General features: G+C 73.6%; 18 protein-coding genes, 1 tRNA gene and 1 pseudogene. 7 read left to right on the top strand and 13 right to left on the bottom strand.

From position 1 onward, the window contains the following. Positions 1-67: 67 nt before the first annotated feature. The 3 genes from IH80_RS0101955 to IH80_RS0101945 all read right to left on the bottom strand — a co-directional run bounded on the left by IH80_RS0101955 (position 68) and on the right by IH80_RS0101945 (position 4,570). Entirely contained in the window at positions 68-1,513 is a 1,446-nt protein-coding gene (locus tag IH80_RS0101955; protein WP_030957112.1) for a glyceraldehyde-3-phosphate dehydrogenase, read from the bottom strand. Between the two features lie 127 nt (positions 1,514-1,640). Continuing rightward, complete coding sequence (locus IH80_RS0101950) at positions 1,641-3,380, bottom strand: phospholipase D family protein (RefSeq protein ID WP_030957111.1); 1,740 nt, start codon at positions 3,378-3,380, stop codon at positions 1,641-1,643. Then, entirely contained in the window at positions 3,377-4,570 is a 1,194-nt protein-coding gene (locus IH80_RS0101945; protein ID WP_030957110.1) for a PP2C family protein-serine/threonine phosphatase, read from the bottom strand. Before IH80_RS0101945 ends, IH80_RS0101950 begins: the two co-directional genes overlap by 4 nt. A gap of 311 nt (positions 4,571-4,881) precedes the next feature. Between IH80_RS0101945 and IH80_RS0101940 the strand changes: the two genes are divergently transcribed. The 5 genes from IH80_RS0101940 to IH80_RS0101920 all read left to right on the top strand — a co-directional run bounded on the left by IH80_RS0101940 (position 4,882) and on the right by IH80_RS0101920 (position 12,640). Then, a complete protein-coding gene (locus IH80_RS0101940; RefSeq protein WP_420708752.1) occupies positions 4,882-5,787 on the top strand; it encodes a cyclase family protein in 906 nt (301 codons plus the stop codon). Positions 5,788-5,896: 109 nt separating this feature from the next. Continuing rightward, positions 5,897-8,740, top strand: a complete 2,844-nt coding sequence (locus tag IH80_RS0101935) for a SpoIIE family protein phosphatase (RefSeq protein ID WP_030957107.1) — start codon at positions 5,897-5,899, stop codon at positions 8,738-8,740. A gap of 94 nt (positions 8,741-8,834) precedes the next feature. Then, a complete protein-coding gene (locus IH80_RS0101930; protein WP_030957106.1) occupies positions 8,835-10,460 on the top strand; it encodes a sugar ABC transporter ATP-binding protein in 1,626 nt (541 codons plus the stop codon). Next, positions 10,457-11,479 (top strand): ABC transporter permease, encoded by a 1,023-nt coding sequence (locus tag IH80_RS0101925; protein WP_051808654.1) that lies wholly within the window; start codon positions 10,457-10,459, stop codon positions 11,477-11,479. The genes IH80_RS0101930 and IH80_RS0101925 overlap by 4 nt, the downstream gene beginning before the upstream one ends. A 51-nt stretch (positions 11,480-11,530) precedes the next feature. Beyond that, complete coding sequence (locus IH80_RS0101920; protein WP_030957104.1) at positions 11,531-12,640, top strand: substrate-binding domain-containing protein; 1,110 nt, start codon at positions 11,531-11,533, stop codon at positions 12,638-12,640. A 23-nt stretch (positions 12,641-12,663) separates the two neighbouring features. Here the strand turns inward: IH80_RS0101920 and IH80_RS0101915 are convergent, their stop codons facing one another. Both IH80_RS0101915 and IH80_RS0101910 read right to left on the bottom strand, forming a co-directional pair. Further along, positions 12,664-13,575: a hypothetical protein gene (locus IH80_RS0101915; RefSeq protein WP_030957103.1), complete on the bottom strand. Its 912-nt coding sequence runs from the start codon at positions 13,573-13,575 to the stop codon at positions 12,664-12,666. Then, the gene (locus IH80_RS0101910) at positions 13,572-14,984 is read right to left on the bottom strand and encodes a phenylacetate--CoA ligase family protein (RefSeq protein WP_030957102.1); all 1,413 of its coding nucleotides are present in this window, start codon (positions 14,982-14,984) and stop codon (positions 13,572-13,574) included. The genes IH80_RS0101915 and IH80_RS0101910 overlap by 4 nt, the downstream gene beginning before the upstream one ends. Before the next feature lie 400 nt (positions 14,985-15,384). Between IH80_RS0101910 and IH80_RS0101900 the strand changes: the two genes are divergently transcribed. Next, a complete protein-coding gene (locus IH80_RS0101900; RefSeq protein ID WP_078906268.1) occupies positions 15,385-16,182 on the top strand; it encodes an IclR family transcriptional regulator in 798 nt (265 codons plus the stop codon). A gap of 49 nt (positions 16,183-16,231) precedes the next feature. Here the strand turns inward: IH80_RS0101900 and IH80_RS0101895 are convergent, their stop codons facing one another. Continuing rightward, on the bottom strand, positions 16,232-16,804 hold the full coding sequence (locus IH80_RS0101895) for a GNAT family N-acetyltransferase (RefSeq protein WP_030957100.1): 573 nt from the start codon (positions 16,802-16,804) through the stop codon (positions 16,232-16,234). A gap of 123 nt (positions 16,805-16,927) precedes the next feature. Here IH80_RS0101895 and IH80_RS47065 point away from each other — a divergent pair, with 123 nt between their 5' ends. Next, positions 16,928-17,635, top strand: a complete 708-nt coding sequence (locus tag IH80_RS47065; protein ID WP_324609383.1) for a cytochrome P450 — start codon at positions 16,928-16,930, stop codon at positions 17,633-17,635. Positions 17,636-17,652: 17 nt separating this feature from the next. Here IH80_RS47065 and IH80_RS0101885 read toward each other — a convergent pair. The 7 genes and pseudogenes from IH80_RS0101885 to IH80_RS45625 all read right to left on the bottom strand — a co-directional run. After that, positions 17,653-17,726 (bottom strand) — tRNA-Pro (locus tag IH80_RS0101885). A gap of 104 nt (positions 17,727-17,830) precedes the next feature. Continuing rightward, positions 17,831-18,193, bottom strand: a complete 363-nt coding sequence (locus IH80_RS0101880) for an MmcQ/YjbR family DNA-binding protein (protein WP_030957097.1) — start codon at positions 18,191-18,193, stop codon at positions 17,831-17,833. Positions 18,194-18,271: 78 nt separating this feature from the next. After that, positions 18,272-18,817 carry a GAF domain-containing protein gene (locus tag IH80_RS0101875; protein WP_030957095.1) on the bottom strand — a complete coding sequence of 182 codons (546 nt, stop codon included), beginning with the start codon at positions 18,815-18,817 and terminating at the stop codon, positions 18,272-18,274. Beyond that, positions 18,817-19,434: a GTP-binding protein gene (locus tag IH80_RS0101870; protein WP_030957093.1), complete on the bottom strand. Its 618-nt coding sequence runs from the start codon at positions 19,432-19,434 to the stop codon at positions 18,817-18,819. The genes IH80_RS0101875 and IH80_RS0101870 overlap by 1 nt, the downstream gene beginning before the upstream one ends. Beyond that, a complete protein-coding gene (locus IH80_RS0101865) occupies positions 19,412-19,825 on the bottom strand; it encodes a DUF742 domain-containing protein (protein ID WP_051808651.1) in 414 nt (137 codons plus the stop codon). Before IH80_RS0101865 ends, IH80_RS0101870 begins: the two co-directional genes overlap by 23 nt. Continuing rightward, positions 19,822-20,256, bottom strand: a complete 435-nt coding sequence (locus IH80_RS0101860) for a roadblock/LC7 domain-containing protein (protein WP_030957086.1) — start codon at positions 20,254-20,256, stop codon at positions 19,822-19,824. The genes IH80_RS0101865 and IH80_RS0101860 overlap by 4 nt, the downstream gene beginning before the upstream one ends. 32 nt (positions 20,257-20,288) lie before the next feature. Next, a pseudogene (locus tag IH80_RS45625) lies at positions 20,289-20,608 on the bottom strand (ATP-binding protein); the annotation flags it as partial.

Here is a 20,608-nt window from a genome sequence, read left to right as displayed (position 1 = left end):
GAAGCAGGAACACCGCCGCCCCGCGGCGCGGAGCGGCGGGGCGGCGTCGGCAGGGGTCCGGGCGGGATCAGACCGCCGGGGCCGGGTAGGTCGGGTACTCCACGCCGGAGACGTGCTGGACCACGCGGATGACCTGGCACGAGTAGCCGAACTCGTTGTCGTACCAGAGGTAGAGGATCGCGTTGTCGCCGTCGACCTTGGTCGCGCCGGCGTCGACGATGGACGCGTGGCGCGAGCCGACGAAGTCCATGGAGACGGCGTCGGGCGCGGTGGTGAAGTCGATCTGGCGCTTCAGCGGCGAGTTCAGCGAGACGTCACGCAGGTGGTCGAGGACCTCCTCGCGGGTGGTCTCGCGGCCCAGGCGCAGGCTGAGGATGGCGATCGAGACGTCCGGGACGGGGACGCGGATCGAGCTGCCGGTGATGGGCGCCTTGAGGTCGGGCAGCGCCTTGGCGACGGCGGAGGCGGCGCCGGTCTCGGTGATGACCATGTTCAGCGGCGCGGAACGGCCGCGGCGGTCGGCCTTGTGGTAGTTGTCCAGCAGGTTCTGGTCGTTCGTGAACGAGTGGACGGTCTCGACGTGGCCGCGCAGCACGCCGTACTCGTCGTCCATCGCCTTCAGCGGCGGGACGATCGCGTTGGTGGTGCAGGACGCGCAGGACAGGATCCGCTCGTCCGGCTTGACGGTGTCGTGGTTGACGCCGTGGACGATGTTCGGGACGTCGCCCTTGCCCGGGGCGGTCAGGACGACCTTGTCGATGCCGGGGCGCAGGTGCTTGGACAGGCCCTCGCGGTCGCGCCACTTGCCCGTGTTGTCGATGAGGATGGCGTCCTTGATGCCGTACGCCGTGTAGTCGACCTCGGAGGGGTCGTTGGCGTAGATCACCTTGATCGCGTTGCCGTTGGCGACGATGGTGCTGTTGGCCTCGTCCACGGTGATCGTGCCCTGGAACTGGCCGTGGATCGAGTCGCGGCGCAGCAGCGAGGCGCGCTTGACCAGGTCCTGGTCGCCGCCGCCGCGGACGACGATGGCCCGCAGACGCAGGCCCTTGCCGGAACCGGCCTTCTCGATGAGCAGGCGGGCGACCAGGCGGCCGATGCGGCCGAAGCCGTACAGGACGACGTCGCGGCCCTCGCTGCGCTCCAGCTTGTTCTCACCCGTGGCGCCGGCGACGGCCTGGGCGGTGAACTCGTCCACCGACAGGCCGCGGTCGTCGGCCTTGTAGGTGGCGGCGAGCATGCCGAGGTCGATCTGGGAGGGACCGAGGTCCAGCGCGGTGAGCGCCTGCAGGAACGGCATGGTCTCGGTGACCGACAGCTCCTCGCCGTCGATCTGCCGGGCGAAGCGGTGGGTCTTGAGGATGCTGACCACCGATTTGTTCACCAGGGAGCGGCTGTGGAGCAGGATGTTGACGTCCCGCTCCCGGTGCAGCTTCCCGATGATCGGGATCATCGCCTCCGCGATCTCCTCGCGGTGGTTCCAGTTGGTGAACGAGTCCTCGTTGACAGTCACAGGCTTTATCTTTCGAGCTAGGCGGCGCTCATATGCTAACCCCACTACCCATTGGCCGCTTAAGGGGTACCCGTCACACCGTGCGCCGCCCGGGTTTGCCCCGGTCAGCGCCGGTACGCGGCCCCGGTCAGAACCTCCTGCGCAACCTCAGCCCCATCGGGCGGCCGTCGGGGTCGACCAGGACGCGGTGCAGCAGACGGGCCGGCAGCCGCTGCCCGAGGGGCAGGTCCGGGGGGACGTAGCGGCGCAGCCGCCCCGGCGGGCGGGGGCCTCGGCGGCCGCCCTCGTACCAGGCGTCGAGCGCCGCGGCGGCCTCCTCGAAGGCCTCGAAGGCCGCCGCGGGGTCGCACAGCGCGGCCTCCCGCGCGGTCCGCGAGCCGACGTCGGTGTCAGGCCCGGCGTCCGCGTGGGCGTCGGCGTCCGCGGCCGCGCCGGCGTCGGCGTCGGCTTCGGCGTCGGCTTCGGCTTCGGCTTCGGCTTCGGCTTCGGCTTCGGCGTCGGCGTCGGCGAGATCCAGGTGCTCGCGCATGAGCTCCAGGCGCAGGTCCCGGGCGAACACGCGGGCGCCGTCCCCCAGGCCGCCCGGGTCGCGCGGGTCCCGCGGGTCCGCGCTCTCGTCCATGACGGAGCAGCCCAGTTCGGAGTCGTGGGTCCACGAGCGGAGGTTGATGTTGTCGGACCCGACGGAGGCCCACACGTCGTCGATCACGCACACCTTGGCGTGGACGTAGACGGGGGTTCCGGCGTGGTTCTCCAGGCCGTACACCGCGACCCTGTCCCCGCCGGCACGGCGCAGCTCGGCCAGCGCGTTGATCCGCCCGATCAGGTTCATCGGCAGGGTGAGCCCGCCGTCCTGGTCCGGGAAGGTGGGCACGACGCCGATCATCCGCAGCCCCGGCTGCCGTCGCAGCGCCTCGGCGAAGCCGGCCACGACCCGGGGCGACCACAGGTACTGGTCCTCCAGGTAGATCAGCGCCCGGGCCCGCCGCAGCGCCTTGAGGTAGCCGCGGGCGATGCTGCGCTCGCCGTCCGGGGCGAAGGGATAGCCGAACAGCAGGCGGTTCGGGTAGGTCCGCAGCAGTTGGACGGTGTGGGTGCCGCAGGGCTCCGGGTCGGGGGTCTGCGGCGGCAGCGGGTCCGCGCTGACGTCCTCCCGGTGAAGGCGCTCCCGCAGCCGGGTGAGGGGGCTGCGGCTGAGCGGCGCCGGGTCCTCCCAGCGTTCCCGGAAGACGGCCTCGAGGTCGCCGACGACCGGTCCCCGCAGAGCGAGCTGGACGTCGTGCCACGGCGGGTACGGCCCGTAGGCGGCGGCCATGGGCAGCGACTGGCGGTCGCCGAGGTGCCGGGCGTCGTCGTTGCGGTTGTGGCAGAGGTCGATGCCGCCGACGTACGCGACGTCCCGCTCGGGGCGGTCGCGGTGGCGCAGCACCACCAGCTTCTGGTGGTGGGAGCCGCCGGGCCGGACCCGCATGTCGAGCAGGCACTCGCCGCCGGCCCGGGCGAGCTCCTGGCCGAAGTGGAGGTTCTCCTCCTGGCTGAAGTGGAGGTTGTCCAGGTGGGAGCGCCACAGCAGGCCCTTGACCATGACCCCGCGCCCGGCCGCCCGGCACAGGACCGTGCCGATCTCGGTGCCGGGGCCGTCGAGCCGCTCGTCGGGGTCTCCGCGCCAGTCGGTGAACAGGAGCAGGTCGCCCTCGCGCATCGCCTCGACGCCCGCGAGGAGCTCGGTGAAGTACGCGGCACCGTGGACCAGCGGCCGTGCCTCGTTGCCCCGGGACCAGGTGGCGCCGTCCGGGCGCCGGTCGTCCAGACGGGTCGCCGGGTTGCCGCGCTCGCCGCGCACCAGGAGCCACCGCACCCGGGTCATCGGGCCGGCCCTCCCGCCTCGTCGAGCCGTTCGACGAGGATCATCGCCACGTCGTCCGCCAGCCGGTCCTCGGTGTGGCGGACCAGGGCCCGGCACAGCCGGTCGAGGAACTCCCGGGGGCCGCGGTCCGGCATCGTAGCCGCCGCCGCTTCCACGGCGTGCTTCGCTTCCCTGTCCTCCATGTCCTCCATGGCCTCCGGCAGGTCGAAGAAGGTGTTGTCGCGGTCGCGGGCCTCGTTGACGCCGTCGGTGTGCAGCAGCAGGCGGTCGCCCGGCAGGAAGGGGTAGCGCTCGCGCCTGCCGGGCGGGCCCGCGATGAACTCGCCGAGGCCGAGCGGCGGCAGCGGAGAGCCGGGCATCAGGGCCTGGACCTTCCCGTCGCGCAGCAGCAGCGGCGGCGGGTGGCCGCGGTTGACCACCTCGACCACGTGCCCGTCCGGCACCTGGGCCACCACCGCGGTGACGAAGCCCTCCACCAGCGCCTCCTGGTCGACCGCGCCGGGCACCGCGGCGTCGCGGCGCATGGCCGCCTCGCAGTGCCGGACGACGTCCACCAGGTCGTCCTCGTAGTAGACGGCCTCCCGGAAGGCCCCCAGCACCGCCGCGGCCGTGCGTACGGCGGGCAGTCCCTTGCCGCGGACGTCCCCCACGATCATCCGGATCCCGTAGCGGGTCTCCATGGCCTCGTAGAGGTCCCCTCCGATCTGGGCGCCCTTCTCGGCCGCCAGGTACACACTGGCGGCGCGGAGCGGGCCCAGCCGTTCGGGCACGGGCCGCAGCAGGACCTTCTGCGCCGCCGAGGCGATCCGGCGGACCTGGTTGAGCTCGTTCGCGCTGCGCGCGCGGGCCATGCGGCTGGTCGCCACGCTGGCCACCGACACCAGGAAGAGGGCGAGGAAGTTGCTGTAGACCTGCTGGTTGCCCCACGCCTGGTTGTACGTGGCCGTGGCCACGCTCACCGCCACGGCCAGGCCCGCCGCCGCGATGGTGCCCCTGGGGCCCATGGTCACCGCGGCCAGTGCCGGCGTGGCCACCAGGAAGGGCCCGGTGTACAGGACGTGTGCGGGCGTGAACTCGATGGCCAGCACCAGGAGCGCGATCGCGAAGGGCACACACTCCGCGAGGACGAAAAGGACCTGGTGGTGGCCGCCGCCTCCCGGTCGGGAAGAGGGGCGGCTGGGCGCCCGCATGCTTACAGCCTGCGCCGTCAGGGCTCGTCGCCGCCACTCGCCGCCACCCGGGGCCCTCGAGGGCGGTTCTCCGCCGGTCGGGCGGCCGGTCGCGCCCCCGTACGGCCGACCTTGCGGCGTTCCCGGCGTGGGGCCGCGGGGCCGCGGGCATGTGCTTGCGTGCGCACCCCGGGCCCGCGTCCCGGACCGGGGCGCGCCGCAGCCGTACGAGCCGTGGAGGAGCGACAGGTGAGCACCAGGTGAGCGGCGGCCCCGCGGACGACGCGGCCGCCCGGCCCGGCACCCCGGGGACGGCCGGGAGCGGGCCCGCGGTGTCGCGTGCCGAGTTCGACTCCGTCTTCGCCGCGGTCAGCACGTGGGGGCGTTGGTCCCCGGCCGACCGCGGCGCCTGGAACCGGGTCACCGCGGACCACGTGCGGCGGGCCGCCGCCCTGGTGCGGTCCGGTACGACGGTCCAGCTCGGCCTGCCGTGGAACACCCGCGCCGGTCCGGACAACAGCAGACCGGCCCTGCACTACATGTCCGACCTCGGTGACGTGGAGGCCCCCGAGCCCGCCACGCACAAGGACTTCATCGCCGCCGACTACCACGGCAAGGCCGTGAGCCACCTCGACGCGCTGTCCCACGTGGCCTACCGGGGCCGGCTCTACGACGGCCGCCCGGCCCGGGAGTCGGTCGACGCCGGGGGCGCCCGCTTCGGTTCGGTGGAGGCCCTCGGCCCCCTGGTCACCAAGGGCGTGCTCCTCGACCTGCCGGCCGTCCTCGGAACGGACTGGCTGGAGCCCGGCCACGCGGTCCGCGCACGGGACGTCGCCGCCGCGGAGCGGGCCCTCGGGGTCACGATCGACGAGGGCTGCGCGGTGCTGCTGCGCTCCGGCCGCTTCCGGCGGCGGTGGGAGCTCGGGCCCTGGGACGCCGACGCGGCCGGGGCCGGCCTCCACGTGGACGCCGTACCGCTGCTCGCCGAGCGCGCGATCGCCCTGCTCGGCGGGGACGGGGACAGCGACGTACGCCCCTCGCCGGTCGAGGGCGTGCACTCCCCCGTCCACGCGCTGGCCGTCGCCGCCATGGGGGTGCCGCTGCTGGACAACCTGGACCTGGAGGCGCTGTCCGCCGCCTGCGCCGGGGCAGGGCGGTACGAATTCATGGTCGTCGTATCGCCGCTCAGGGTGCCCGGCGGGACGGGCTCGCCGGTCAACCCGGTCGCGGTCCTGTGATGCGCGGGCAACACTGCAAGAACGACCCCTTTCGGTCATATTGATTTAAAAGCGGAGGAATATACTCGTAAGGCGCTCACAGGCAGCACGGCAAGGGGAAGTGGTGCAGATGGGGGTCACGGGAGGCCAGATCAGCCCCGTACGCTCCCGTGAGCGTTTCCTGCTGGGCGAATCGGTCGAGGGCAGCGTCCGCGGGCCCATCCTGAACTCGTGGATGCGCAGCAGGATGCTCGGGCTCTCACCGGAGCAGACGGACCTCCCCTACACGGACGACTTCGACCCCGACAGCCGGCTCGTCCGGGCGGCCGCCCCGGTCCTCGACCAGCTCCAGATCCGGTTCTCGGGCAGCCAGATGAACATCTCGCTCGCCGACGGGAACGGCACCGTGCTGCAGCGCCGGTTCGGGGAACCCGCCCTGGCGGGCCGGCTGCCGCCCATCCAGAGCGTCCCCGGGTTCGTCTTCGCCGAGCGCTACGCGGGCACCAACGGCATCGGGCTCGCGCTCGCCGAGAGGCGGCTGTGCCAGGTCTACGGCGCCGAGCACTTCGCCGAGCGGTCACAGGCGAACGCCTGCTCCGCGATCCCGATCCGCGACCAGTTCAGCGGCCACATAGTCGGCGTCCTCTGCTTCGGATACCCGCGCGGCTACGAGGACCCGTCCCTGCCCGTCCTGGTCCGGCGGGCCGCGGAGTCCATCGAGCGGCGGATCATGGAGCAGAGTTCGGCGCGCGAACGCGCCCTGCTGCGGACCTACCTCGACGCCCGGCTGCGCGCCCGCGGTGGGGAGACCGACGAGGACGGGCAGCTGATCGCACTGGACGAGCTCACCGACGGCGGGCTGGACCGGCAGGACCAGATGATCCTCAAGGCCAGGGCCACCGAACTCATCTGCTCCCCGCAGCGGGCCGCGGTGGAGGTGTCCCTCTCCCACGGGCGGGGGGTCACCCTCCTGAGCAGCCCGGTCACGAGCCTTTCGGGGGTGGAGGGCGTCGTCGTCGAGGCGGTGCTCACCGGGGAGTCCCCGCCGGCGCACCACCTCGCCGCCTCGAAGCACACCGCCTCCGCCCTCGGCGCGCTGTCGCTCGCCGCCACGGAGCACGCCGAATCGCTGCCCTGGCACCTCGCCGACGCCGCCGCGGACCGTGCGGCCGCCGGCCGCTCCGCCGCGTCCGACACCCCCGGCGCCCCGGCCGCTGGAGCCCCCGACGCCCCGGCCGGCGCCCCCGGCCCGGTCCGGGGCCTGGTGCTGGTCGGCGAGCCCGAGGTGGGCAAGTACGCGGTCGCCGCGCGCCGCCGCCTGGAGCTGCTGGCCGAGGCCAGCACGCGGATCGGCACCACCCTGGACGTCAGCCGCACCGCCTGGGAACTCGCCGAGACGGCCGTGCCGCGCCTGGCCGACTACGTCACGGTCGACCTGCCCGGGGCCGTGCTGCGCGGTGAGGAGTCCGCTGCCCCGCAGGCCGACCTGCGCCGCACGGTGGTCCACGGCATCCGCGACGACTGCCCCTTCTACCCGGTCGGCCACCAGGTGCGGCTGGACCCCGGCACCCCGCACATGCGCTGCCTGGAGGGCGAGCCCGCCGTGCTGGAGACCGACCTCCAGGCCACCACTCCGGCCTGGATGATCCCGGGTCTCGACCACGCCCGGGGGATCCTGGCGCACGACGTGCACTCCATGATCTGCGTCCCGCTGCTGGCCCGCGGCGTGCTGCTCGGCATCGCCACCTTCTACCGCTCGGAGGACCCCGCCCCCTTCGGGGACGACGACACCCGGCTGGCCCGGGAGCTCGCGGCCCGCGCCGCCCTCTGCATCGACAACGCCCGCCGCTACACCCGCGAGCACACCCTCGCCCTGGCCCTGCAGCGCAGCCTGCTGCCGCGCGGCCTGCCCGAGCAGGGCGCCGTGGAGGTCGCCCACCGCTACCTGCCCGCGGAGTCCGGGGTGGGCGGCGACTGGTTCGACGTCATCCCCCTGTCCGGCACCCGCGTCGCCCTGCTGGTGGGAGACGTCGTCGGACACGGGCTGCACGCGGCCGCCACGATGGGCCGGCTGCGCATCGCCGCCCGCAACTTCGCCGAGCTGGAGCTGGCCCCGGACGAGCTGCTCACCCACCTGGACAACCTCCTGGTACGTCTGGACCGGGAGGAGGAGGACGCGAGCGCCACCGGCAGCAACGGCATCGTCGGCGCCACCTGTCTGTACGCCGTCTACGACCCCACGTCGCAGGTGTGCACGATGGCCCGCGCCGGCCACCCCCCGCCCGCCCTGGTCGACCCCGACGGCCGCGTGACCTTCCCCGACCTGCCCCCCGGACCGCCCCTGGGCCTGGGCGGCCTGCCCTTCGAGACCGCCGAGATCCGGCTCCCGGAGCACAGCACGCTGGTCCTCTACACCGACGGTCTCGTCGACGGCCGCCACCGCGACATCGACGTGGCGCTCGACCAGTTGCGCGTCGCGCTCGCCCACCCGGACCGGAGACCGGAGGACACCTGCCGGGCCGTCATCGAGGCCGTGGCGCCCGAACACCCCGGTGACGACATCGCCCTGCTCGTCGCCCGCACCCGCACCGTGCCCGCGGACCGGATCGCCACCTGGGACCTGCCCCCGGACCCGTCCCTCGTCGCCGACATCCGGGGCGCCGCCACCCGCCGGCTCGCCGAGTGGGGGCTGGACGAACTCTCCTTCGCCGCCGAGCTGATGCTCAGCGAGCTGGTCACGAACGCGGTCCGCTACGGCAGCGAGCCCATCCAGGTGCGCCTGATCCACGACCGGTCCCTGATCTGCGAGGTCTCCGACGGCAGCAGTACCGCTCCGCACCTGCGGCGGGCCGCCACGACGGACGAGGGCGGACGCGGCCTGTTCCTGGTCGCGCAGCTCTCCCAGGCCTGGGGCGCCCGGTACACCCCCCACGGCAAGGTCATCTGGGCCGAGTGCGCCCTGGACGCGGCGTGACCGACAATGTCGAACATCTACCGATATCTCCAAGTAGCATCCTGACTGTTCCGCATCGCAGCAAGACCTCCCCCAGGCGGCCCCGGAGACGTCCGTGCATGACACTCCCGTCACCTCGATGAGCCCGCCCCCGCCCTCCGGCGGGGAGCCCCTGGTCCGGGTACGGGGTCTCGGCAAGCGGTTCGGCGGCACCGTCGCGCTGGACTCGGTCCACCTCGACGTCCACGGCGGCAGCGTCCTCGCCCTCCTCGGGCCCAACGGGGCCGGCAAGTCCACCCTGATCAAAGTGCTCGCGGGGGTCCACCACCCCGACGCGGGCGAGGTGACGGTGGCCGGGCACCCGGTCCCGTCCGAGGCCGCCTCCCGCCACATGTCCTTCATCCACCAGGACCTCGGTCTCGTCGAGTGGATGACGGTCGCCGAGAACGTCGCCCTGGGCACCGGCTACCCCCTGCGCCGCGGACTGATCTCGTGGCGGCGGACCCGGGAACGCTGCGACGAAGCCCTGCGGATCGTCGCCGGGCACCTCGACGCCGACGCCCGGATCGCCGATCTCGCCCCCGCCGAGCGGTCCCTCGTCGCCATCGCCCGCGCCCTGGCGCAACAGGCCCGGCTCTTCGTCCTCGACGAGCCGACCGCCACCCTCCCCGCCGCCGACTGCGTCCGGCTCTTCGAGGTGCTGCACGCCCTGCGCGACCGCGGGCACGGCATCCTGTACGTCAGCCACCGGCTCGACGAGGTCTACGAGGTCGCCGACACCTTCGCCGTCCTGCGCGACGGCCGCCTCGTCAGCCACGGGCCCCTCGCCCCGTACTCCCCCGCCCGCCTGGTACGCGACATCGTGGGGCACGAACCGGCCCGCCGCAGGCCCGCGCCCGCGGACGGCTCCACGGCCGGGGCCGGGCCCCCGGCCGCGACCGCGTCCGGCACCGGCTCCCCCACCGCGCCCCCGTCCGCGCAAGGCCGCCCGGCCGTCCTGCGCCTCGACGGCGCGTCGACCGCCCGCACGGAGCCCGTCGCCCTCGACCTGCGTGCGGGCGAGATCCTCGGCATGGTGGGCCTGACCGGCGCCGGCCACGCGCACCTGGGCCGGGCCCTCGCCGGCGCGCTGCCACTCCTCGGCGGCCGGGCTCTGCTGGACGGCCGCCCGTACCGGCCGCACACCGTCGCCGAGGCCCTCCGCTCCGGCGTCGGTTTCGTGGCGGGCAACCGCCAGGAGGAGGGCTGCGCGGCCGAACTGACCGTCCGGGAGAACTTCCTGGCCAACCCGCGCGCGGCCGGCGTGCCCTGGTGGCGCTGGACCGGTCCGCGGCGCGAGCGCGCCGAGGCCCGCGCCCTGATCGAACGGTTCTCGGTGCACCCCCGCGACAGTGAGCTGCCCATCGCCACCCTGTCGGGCGGCAATCAGCAGAAGGTGGTCGTCGGCCGGTGGCTGCGGGGGAACCTGCGCCTGCTGATCCTGGAGGAGCCGACCGCCAGCGTGGACGTCGGGGCCAAGGCGGCGATCCACCGCATCCTCGACGAGGCGGCCGGGGCGGGCCTCGCGGTCCTCCTCATCTCCACCGACTTCGAGGAGGTCGCCGACCTCTGCCACCGTGCGCTGGTCTTCGGCCGCGGGACCGTGACGGCCGAGCTGGCGGGCCCGGCCCTGAACGTCACCGAGCTCACGCGCACCGCCTCTGCCCTCCCCGCGATCACCGGAAACGGTACGGGCCGGTGATCCGCCGCCGCGCCCACTTCGTCGGCACCTACGGCCTGCTGACCCTGACGGTCCTGCTCTTCCTGGTCTTCTCCCTCGTCCTGCCGGACACCTTCCCGACGATGGACAACGTCTCCTCGATCCTGTCCAACCAGTCGATCCCCGCCATCCTCGCGCTCGGCGTGACGGTCCCCATCGCGGCCGGCCGGTTCGACCTGTCGATCGGCTACGGCCTGGGGCTGGCCCACGTCATGGTGCTGCACCTGATCGTCGACGAGCACTGGCCCTGGCAGCTCGCCTGCCTCACGGTCGTCGTCGGAGGGGGGCTGGCCGGCATCGCGAACGGGATCATCGTCGAGTTCGCCCGGATCGACTCCCTCATCGCCACGCTCGGCACCGGCAGCATGATGTACGCCGCCACCGGCTGGATCACCGACGGGGAACGGATCGTGCCGGGCCCCGAAGGCCTCCCGGCCGCCTTCACCGGCCTGTACGACTCCACCTTCCTCGGGCTGCCGCTCCCCGCCTACTACGTGCTGGCCCTCGTCGCCGCCCTCTGGGTGCTGCTGGAACGGCTGCCGCTCGGCCGGTACCTGTACGTCATCGGCTCCAACCCCCGGGCCGCCTCGATCCTCGGCATCCCCACGCACCACTGCTCCGTCGTCGCCTTCGCCACATCGGGCCTCATCGTCGGTTTCGCCGGGGTCCTGCTCGCGGCGCAGCAGCAGATCGGCAACCCGAGCGTCGGCCTGGAGTACCTGCTGCCCGCCTTCGTCGGCGCGCTGCTCGGTTCCACGGCGATCAAACCGGGCCGCGCCAACGCCCTGGGCACGCTCGTCGGCGTGGCCGTCCTCGCCGTGGGACTCGCCGGGATCGGCCAGCTCGGCGCGCAGTTCTGGGCGACCCCGCTGTTCAACGGGGCCACCCTGCTCATCGCGGTCGGCCTGGCCGGCTACTCCGCCCGCCGCCGGCTACGCGCCGGCGCCCTCACGGCCGGAGGGGCCGAGCGGGCCCGGCACGGCCGGCAGGACACCCCCTGAAGACCACCTCGCAGCGCACTGATCGTCAGGAGCACCGTGTACCCCCACCGCATGACCCTTCTCGCGGCCGCAGCCCTGCTCACGGCGGCCGTCGCCGGGTGCGGCGGCGGAGCGAGCACCACCGGGCCGTCGGCGGCCGGCTGCCCGGCCGTCCTCCGGGCGGCGCGGGAGGACGTACGGAAGGCCGAGAGCGCCGACAGCGCGTGGACCGGCCCCACGACCGGCCCCGCCGCGGTCCCCGGCAAGAGCATCGTCTTCGTCGCGCAGACCATGACCAATCCGGGCGTCGCGGGAGTCGCCCGGGGGCTGCAGCGTGCCGCGAAGGCCATCGGCTGGGAGGTCCGGGTGATCGACGGGGAGGGCAGCCCCGCCGGGATCCAGGCGGCTCTGAGCCAGGCCGTCACCCTCAAGCCCTCGGGCATCGTCATCGGCGGGTTCGACCCCCGCCTGACCTCGCAGCAGCTGGCGCGGGCCCGGGCCGCCGGCATCCCGCTCATCGGCTGGCACGCGGTCGACGCCCCCGGCCCGAGCACGAACCCGCCGCTCTTCACCAACATCACCACGAAGGTGCAGGACGTGGCGAGGATCAGCGCGGACTGGGTCATCGCCCGGTCCGACGGCGGCGCCGGCGTCGTCCTCTTCACCGACGACTCGATCCCCTTCGCCCGGACGAAGGCCGACCTGATCGAGCGTCGGCTCGCCGACTGCCCCGGCGTGGAGCTCCTGGCGTACGAGAACATCCCGATCCCCGACGCGAGCCGGCGCACCCCGCAGGAGGTCTCCTCCCTCCTGTCCCGCTTCGGGAAGAAGTGGACCCACTCGGTCGCCATCAACGACCTCTACTTCGCCGATGCCGCCCCGGCCCTGCGCGCCGCCGGGAAGCCCGGCGGCGGACCGCCCGCCAACATCGGTGCCGGCGACGGCGATCCGTCCGCCTTCCAGCGCATCAACAGCAGGCAGTACCAGGCCGCCACCGTCCCCGAACCGCTCGCACAGCAGGGCTGGCAGATCGTCGACGAATTCAACCGGGCGTTCGCCGGCCGTCCCGCCAGCGGCTACGTCGCCCCCGTGCACGTCGTCACCGCCGACAACAGCGGCGGCGCCACCTCGTGGGACCCCCGGGGCTACCAGGAGGCGTACGAGAGGATCTGGCGCGGGTAGCGCCGGCCCGCGGGCCGGCCCGCTCAGGCCACGGGGCGGGCCCCGGCGCGTACCGGGGTCTGCCGCGGCGCCTGCGTCCGGTCCCGGCCGAAGACGATGTCGGCCATCCGGCGCTCGGGCCCGCGGCGGCGCAGGACCTGGTAGGCGACGAAGGCGGCCGGGCCGAAGAAGACCTGGGCGGGGATGATGCCGGGGGCGTCGCCGGTGGCGGCCGCGATCAGGTGCAGGGCGGTCACGGGCGCCACCGCCCCGAAGAGCACCACCAGCGCGATCCCGGTCCGCAGCCCGGGCTTTCCGTACGCCTTGTAGGCGGTGGTGGTGAAGAGGGCGTAGGCGAGCAGGTCGCCCATGCCGACGACCGCGCCGAGGTCCTCGCCGATGCGCAGGCCCGCGGCCGGCGCGTACGGGTAGCCCTGGACCGCGTCGGCGAGTTCCTGGGTGAGCGGGACGACCCAGGCGAAGAAGGCGTCGTAGGCGGCGAGCGCGAGCAGGAACCACGCCACGTTCTTCAACCGCATCCCGCCCTGGACGTTGAGGTTCGTGGCGGAGACCACGACCAGGCCGACGACGCAGCTGTTCGCCACCCAGTACGGAGGCGCGGTCTCGCCGAAGGCCAGGTGCGTGACCAGCACGCTCGCGATCAGCGCGGTGATCAGCACCCGGCGCAGCCGGCCGCCCGCGATGAGGGGCTGGTAGCCGACGGACAGGCCACCGGCGAAGACCAGGGCGAGCACGACCGGGAGGACGGCGCCCGGCAGCGCGAGGTAGACGTACGGCAGCGCGAGGACGAAGCCCATCATCAGGAAGATGTCACGGCCGTTGAAGACGCCGACGGGCGGCCGGGCGGTGCGGACGGCACGGAAGTACACGATGGCGCCGACGACGACCGCGAGCGCGAGGGCCGCGGTGACCGCGAGCTGGAAGAAGACGGTCATGCGTGGCTCCGGGTGAAGGTGTGCTCCAGCAGGTCGCAGCGGAGGGGGAAGCGGCGCGCGGCCTCCTCGTCGTCGAGCGCCAGGACGGTGACGCACGCGTCGATGCCCTGGGCCATCAGCCGCCCGGTCACCTCGGCCGTGGTCGCGGTCCGCGAGGCGACCTCCACGTGGAGGCGGCCGTCGGGGCCGGTCGCGGCCCGGTGGCGCAGTGGCCACGGCATGCCGGGGGTGCCGTCGAGGGCCTCCACGATGTCACGCGGGGTGACGACCGCACCGGCGGTGCGCAGCAGGGTGCCCGCCTTGCCGAGGATCTGCGAGACGGCGGGCACGGCGGCCAGTTCACAGTCCGGTTCGCCGTCCAGGGCGCGGACCACGTCGCCGGTGTTGTACCGCAGGACCGGCATGCACTCCCGGTAGGGGTAGTACGGCGTGACGGTCAGTTCCCCGAGCTGTCCGGGGGCGACGGGCTCGCCCGTGTCCAGGCCGAGCACCTCGGTGTAGCCCATGTTGGGGTCGATGTGGAGGTGGTGCCTGCTGCAGGTGCGGCCGCCTACCGGCAGCAGTTCGGTCATGCCGAAGTTGTCGCCGATGGTCTCGGCGCCGAAGGTCTCGCGCAGGGCCCGCACCAGGGCGGGGGAGACGATCTCGCCGCCCGCGTAGATCGACCGGAGGCCGAAGTCGGCCGGTCCGTATCCGCGTCGGCGGGCCGCGGTGAGCATCCGGGCCAGGTAGCTGGGGTTGCCGGTGAGCAGGGTGGGGCGGGTGCCGTTGCTGCCGAGCAGGTGCTCGACGGACTCCTCGGGCGGGACCTGACCGACCACGTGGCAGGAGGCGCCCACGAGCCGGCAGACCTCGACGTCCTCCTGCACGGCGGCCGTCGCCCGGGAGCTGAGGTTGATCTGCATCCGGTCGCCGGGGCGGATGTCGCCGCGCAGCACCACGGACAGGGCGATCAGGGCGGGCCAGAGTTCCATCTCGTAGCGGGAGAGCCACATCTGCACGGGGCGGCCGGTCGTGCCGGTCGTCTGGGTCGCGAGGTAGGGGGTGCTGCACAGGAAGTCGGCGGGACGCTCGATCAGGTCGGCCTTGCGGGTCACCGGGATCCGGGTGAGCGTCTCGGTCGTCAGCCCGTCGAGGTCGATGCCGGCGAGCCGCTCCCGGTAGAAGGGCGAGCGCCGGGCGAGTCTGCGCACGGTCCGCTGGAGCGCGCGGTTCTGCAGGTCGCGCCGCTCGTCCGGGTCGGCGAACGGTCCGTCGGCCAGTTCGTCGACGTCGTCGCCGAGCGAGCCGAACTCCTCCAGCGTGGCGAGGGCGTCGGCGACCAGCCGCTCCACGGCCCGTACGTTGAGCCTCCGGCCGAACACCATGGCCATCGCCACCCGGACCTGCCGGACACCGGTCTCCAGCACTCGTGCCTCCTCTCGAACGGAAGGAAAAGGGGGTGGGGGCGGCGCGCCGCCCCCACCCCCCGAATCTGCGTCAGCTGGCAGAACAAGAACCGAAGAAGACGGCCGTCATGGCGCCCATGACGTACTTGAACTGCTTGGCGCTGGTCTTGATCGCGCTCATCGGATCCTCCTTTTGTCGCTCCTGGTGGACGCGTGTTCCGTCCCCGGCGAGGGGCAGGTCCGCGCATCCCTGGGTGACAACACCCTGGCGCGATCGCGGTGCCTCGGGCAATGATCGGGTCCGTTCAACGGACCGGCGGAAGCGGAGGGCGTCACCACCGTTCTCGCTGATGAGCCGGGACGAACGGGGAGTTACGGACACCATCCGACCGATGGGGTCCGTTACGGAAGGGGACCGCTCATGGCCAGATCCGGCACTGAGGGGCGGGGTGTACTGGAGGGTGCGTTCGCCCTCATGGAGGTGCTCGCCCATGGCGACGAGGTGGGCCTGACCAGGCTCGCGGCGGACGCCGACCTGCCGAAGGCGACGGCGCACCGGCTGCTCGGGCAACTCGTCGCGCTGGGCGCCGTACAGAGCTCTGCGGGCCGTTACCGGCTGGGCCCGAGGACGTTCCGGCTGGGGCAGGCGTGGCATCCGGCGCGGGCACTGCGGGCCGCGTCGGCGCGGCCGCTGAGGGAACTGGCCTCAGGGGGCGGCAGGTTGAGCGTGAGCTTGTCGGTGCCCGAGGCGGGGCACGCCGTCGTGGTCGGGAGTTCGCGCAGCGAGGTGGACGACGTCTTCTCACTGCATCCCGGGGTGGTCCTGCCGCCCGGGAGTGCGGCAGAGCTGATCCTCACGGCGTCCACTCCCGAGGCGGGGCCGCCGCAGGGGTGGTCGCGGGCCGCGTGGTCGCGGGAGGCCGCGCGGGCCAGGGAGCAGGGGATGGCCTTCCAGTACGGGCAGTGCGTGAGTGCGCTGTCGTGCGTGGCGGCGCCGGTGTACTCCGAGGCGGGGCACGTGGTCGCGGCGGTGGCGGCGACCGCGCTGGACGGCAGACAGATCGCCCTGCTGGGTGAGGCGGTGGTCCGTACGGCGTCGTTGGTGAGCGCCAACCTGTCCAGGCGGCCGGCGCCCACGGCCCGGGCCCGCCGCGCGTGGGAGTCCGCCCGGGGCCCGGCCGACCGGGCCCCGCACGCCCTGATGGTCCGGCGGCACTGACGGCGCGGGCCGGTGGGGGCAGCGGATGCCGCCCCCACCCCACACCGGCTCAGCGCAGGTCGAGGCGCATCAGGACCCGGGGGTGGCCGGCCAGGACCGAGGTGGTGTCGGCGGCGTGCACGAATCCGGCGCGTTCAAAGTTCTTGCGCAGGCCCGCGTACGCCATCGTCTGGTCGACCCGCGCGTCGCCGTTGTCGAGGGGGTACGCCTCGACCACGGGTGCGCCGTGGGTGCGGGCGAAGTCGACCGCGCCCTCGATCAGGGCGTGCGAAATGCCCTTCCTCCGGTGGCCCGGGCGCACCCGGATGCACCACAGCGACCACACCGGCAGCTCGTCGACCTGCGGGATCGCGCGGCTGCGTGCGAAGGAGGTGTCCGCGCGCGGAGCGACCGCGGCCCAGCCGACGGGCTCGTCGCCCTCGTAGGCGAGGACGCCCGGAGGGGTGCCGCCGCGGCACAGCCCGGCGACGTACTCGCCCCGGGCCGGACCGCGCAGTTCATTGTTGAGCTTCGAGGGGATGCGGTAGCTGAGGCACCAGCAGACGTTCGCGTCGGGGGACTTCGGTCCGAGCAGGGTGCGGACGTCCTCGATGACCGATGCGGGGCGGACTTCGATGGTCATGGGACCACAGTGCCACGGGTGACGGCGGGCCGCCGACCGGCGGCAGCGCCGGCCGACGGTTCGTTCCGCCGTCGGTAGGATCCGTCGAACTTCCGCGCGAGGCGCGCCTTTCGAGAGGTTCCGATCGGCGCGGCCAACCGCGATCCGGACGCGTGCGGAGACCCGGACACCTTCGACATCCACCGCACCGACCTGGGCAAGGCCCGCTCCTTCACCGCGGCCGCCCAGCACATGGCGTTCGGGACCGGCCTCCACCGGTGCGTGGGCGCGGCCTTCGCGCGATACCTGCGCATCCTGCGCGAGGCACCCGAGGAACGGGTGTGGACCGTGACCGACGACCTCTTCCACCTCTTCCGCGAGGGCGAGACCCTGTCCCGGCTGCGCACCTGGTCCCGCGAGGACGAGATGCACGACCGTCCGCTGCGCCCGGAGGACCTGGACGTGGTGCTGCGGATGGCCGCGGAGACCGAGGGGCCCGCCTCGGCGGAACTGGTCCGCTACTGGCGCGGCGCCGACCCCAGGCCTTCAGCGTCCACCGTCTCGTGGGCACGGGCCGGATCGCCGCCTTCACGGCCCGCCTCGTCCTGGCCGGCCCCGCCCGACCCCGAGGACCTCGCCACGGACCCCGTGGTCGCCGCGGCGTGGCGGTACACCGGTCTCACCGCTCCGGTGAGCCCCGGCGAGCACATCGGGATCAGCCGCTCGGCCGTCTCCCGCACCGCGTCGCGGCAGGCCTCCACGGCTCCCGGATCCCCGACACCCCCGCCACGGCCTGACGTCCGGCCCGCAAACGCGTCAGGGGCCGTTCAGATTGCTCTGAACGGCCCCTGACCTGCGACTCTCTCGAGTCGGGACGACAGGATTTGAACCTGCGACCCCTTGACCCCCAGTCAAGTGCGCTACCAAGCTGCGCCACGTCCCGATACCCGCTGACCTGGGGTTTCCCCTGGCCGAACGCGCATGAGAACGATACCGCATTTCCACGGGTGGTCGCGCGCGCCTTTCCGCCACCGGATCGCGATCAGGTCAGCCGGCCCCGCCGGTCAGCTCCGGATGGGCCGCGACCAGGCGCTTCGGGGCCGCCTGGCGCCAGGAGTCCGTGAGGATCGAGCGCAGCTCGGCCGCGTCCTGCACGGCCGCCAGGCGGACCCGGATCCACGCGTAGTTGTCGTCGTGGCCGTCCCGCAGGAAGAACTTCTCCGGTTCGGCCGCGATCAGCCCGGCCCGTTCCTCCTTGGGGCACTTCACCCCGATCGAGGTGTCGTCGTCGGCGAGCGCGGCGAAGATCTTCCCGCCGACCCGGAAGGCCGGCATGCCCCATGCCGGCTTCTCGGTGCTGTCCGGGAGGGACAGTGCGATCAGGCGGACGTCCTGCACGGTGGTGGCCATCCCCGGGACTCCTCTCCGGACGCCGGCGCGTGTGGGTCCTCGTCCGACGACCGTAGCCCCTGCCACCGACGAGGGGGCTCACGCGCGCCGGTCCTCCCGCTCGTGCACCAGGGCCACCAGCTCCGCGGCCAGCTCCTTCGCGGTGGCGAGCCCCTCCGTCCCCCACCGCCGCGGCACCACGTCCACCGCGCACACCGTGCCCAGGACGATGCCGCGCCGGTCGGTCAGCGGCGCCCCGAGGTAGGACCGGACCCCGCTCCCGTCCACCACCGCGTTGCCGGCGAACCGGGCGAAGTCCCGTACGTCCTCCAGCACCAGTGCGCGCCTGCGCACCACCACGTGCGGGCAGTAGCCGTGGTCGCGGGCCAGCACCCGGGCGGGGTAGCCGCTCTCGGGGGCGTCGGGCGCGTGGTGCAGGCCCGCGAAGAACTGGCGTTCCTCGCCGACGAAGTTCACCCCCGCGTACGGGGCGCCGAGGACGTCCGCCACGCGCCGCGCGAAGGCGTCCAGTTCGCCGTCCATCCGCTCCCCCAGCCCCAGTTCGCGCAGCCGGACGGCCCGTGCGGGCGCGTCCCGGTCCACGGGCGTGAGCAGCAGGTGTCCGGTCGATTCGTAGGAGAGCATCACGTTTCCCCCGATTCCGGTGACGATGGCGTTGTCGATGTCGATGTGCGGGCTGCGGACGTGCACAGCAGGTGACGGACCAGGGCGGCCAGCGTCACCGTCCCCGATCCGGCCCGGCGCGCGTCGCACCGCACGACGGGCACCTCGGGCCCCAGGCCGACCGCGTCCCGGACCTCGTCCGCCGTGTAGCGGTGGCAGCCGTCGAACTCGTTGAGGGCGACGATGAAGCCGATCCCGCGCCGCTCGAAGAAGTCCACGGCCGGGAAGCAGTCCGCGAGGCGGCGGGTGTCCGCGAGCACCACGGCCCCCAGCGCGCCCGCGCTCAGCTCCTCCCACAGGAACCAGAAGCGGTGCTGGCCGGGCGTGCCGAAGAGGTAGAGCACGTGGCGGTCGTCCAGGGTGATCCGGCCGAAGTCGAGCGCCACGGTGGTCGTGGTCTTGGCCTCGACTCCGTGCAGCGGGTCGGCGCCCGCGCCGAGGTCGCTGAGCAGTTCCTCCGTGCTCAGCGGTTCGATCTCGCTCACCGCGCCCACGAAGGTGGTCTTGCCCGCGCCGAACCCCCCTGCGACCAGGACCTTCAGCGTCGCGGGGGCGTCACAGTCGTCTGCGTAGGCCATCGAGCACCGCCAGGAGGAGGGACTGGTCATCGGCGGCGAACGACCCGCCGCCCGGATATCGGGGCGCCTGCGCCATGACGGCCCCGTATTCCATGAGGTCGGACAGCAGCACCTTGACCACCGCGGCGGGGAGCCGCAGCTGGCCCGCCAGCTCGGCGACGGTGAGCGTCGCGGCACCGGCGCACAACCGCAGCGCGAGGGTGTGCTCGGCCCCAAGCGGGACGCGCGGGCGTACGCCGGTCGCGGTCATCCGAGACAGCAGGTCGAGCGCGATGCCCGGCCTGGTCCGACCGCCGCTGGCGGTGTACGGGCGCATCACCCGCCCCGCCGAGTCGTCGACCCACGGTGTGTCCCGCCCCTTCCCGTACGCCCCCCTGCCGTGGGCCCTCATCGCTCCACGTTCGCGGCGGGCCGCCGGGGTGCGGCCGCGAGGTACGGACGGACGCTCTTGACCATCATCGCCATCTCGTAGCCGAGGACGCCGGCGTCGGCCTCCCGGTCGGCGAGGACGGCCAGGCAGGTGCCGGACCCGGCCGCGGAGACGAAGAGGAGCGCGGTGTCGAGTTCGACCACGACCTGTCGTACGTCGGACCCGTCGCCGAAACGGGCCCCGGCGCTGCGGCCGAGCGAGTAGAGGCCGGAGGCCAGGGCCGCCATGTGGTCGGCGCTGTCGGGATCGAGGCCGTGCACACAGGTCACGAGCCCGTCCGCGGTGAGCAGGACGGCACTGCGGGTGTACGGGACGCGTTGGACCAGGCCACTGAGCAGCCAGTCGAGATCCGAGAGCCGGCCGCCGGTCTTCGTCGCCACTTCGCCGCCCATGGTGGTGCGCTCCTTGCCGAGGTTGCTGGGGGTCATACCTGGTTCTCCGACTGCGCGAGGCCGAAGCCGCGCTGGAAGGCGGCCATGAGGCCGGGGTCGTGCACGGGCTGCCCGGCGTCCGCGGGACGCCGCGGGGCGGGCGCGTCGCGCAGCTGGGGCGCCAGGTGCTGCTGCGCCCGGCGCCGGGGCAACGTCGGCCGTTCCCCCGCCTGCCCGACCGGCCCCCCGCCGGGAGCGGACCGGGCCTCCGCCACCGGCGCCGGCGCCGGCCGGACGTCCGCCCCCGGGGCGGTGGGTCCGGGGTGGGGTTCGGGGCGGGGACCGGGGTGGGGTCCGGCGTGGGGTGCTGGGC

The sequence above is a fragment of the Streptomyces sp. NRRL S-378 genome (assembly GCF_000720645.1).
GTDB lineage: Bacteria > Actinomycetota > Actinomycetes > Streptomycetales > Streptomycetaceae > Streptomyces.
Note: the sequence above shows the minus strand (reverse complement) of the source record. Positions and strands in the feature narration are given on the sequence as shown.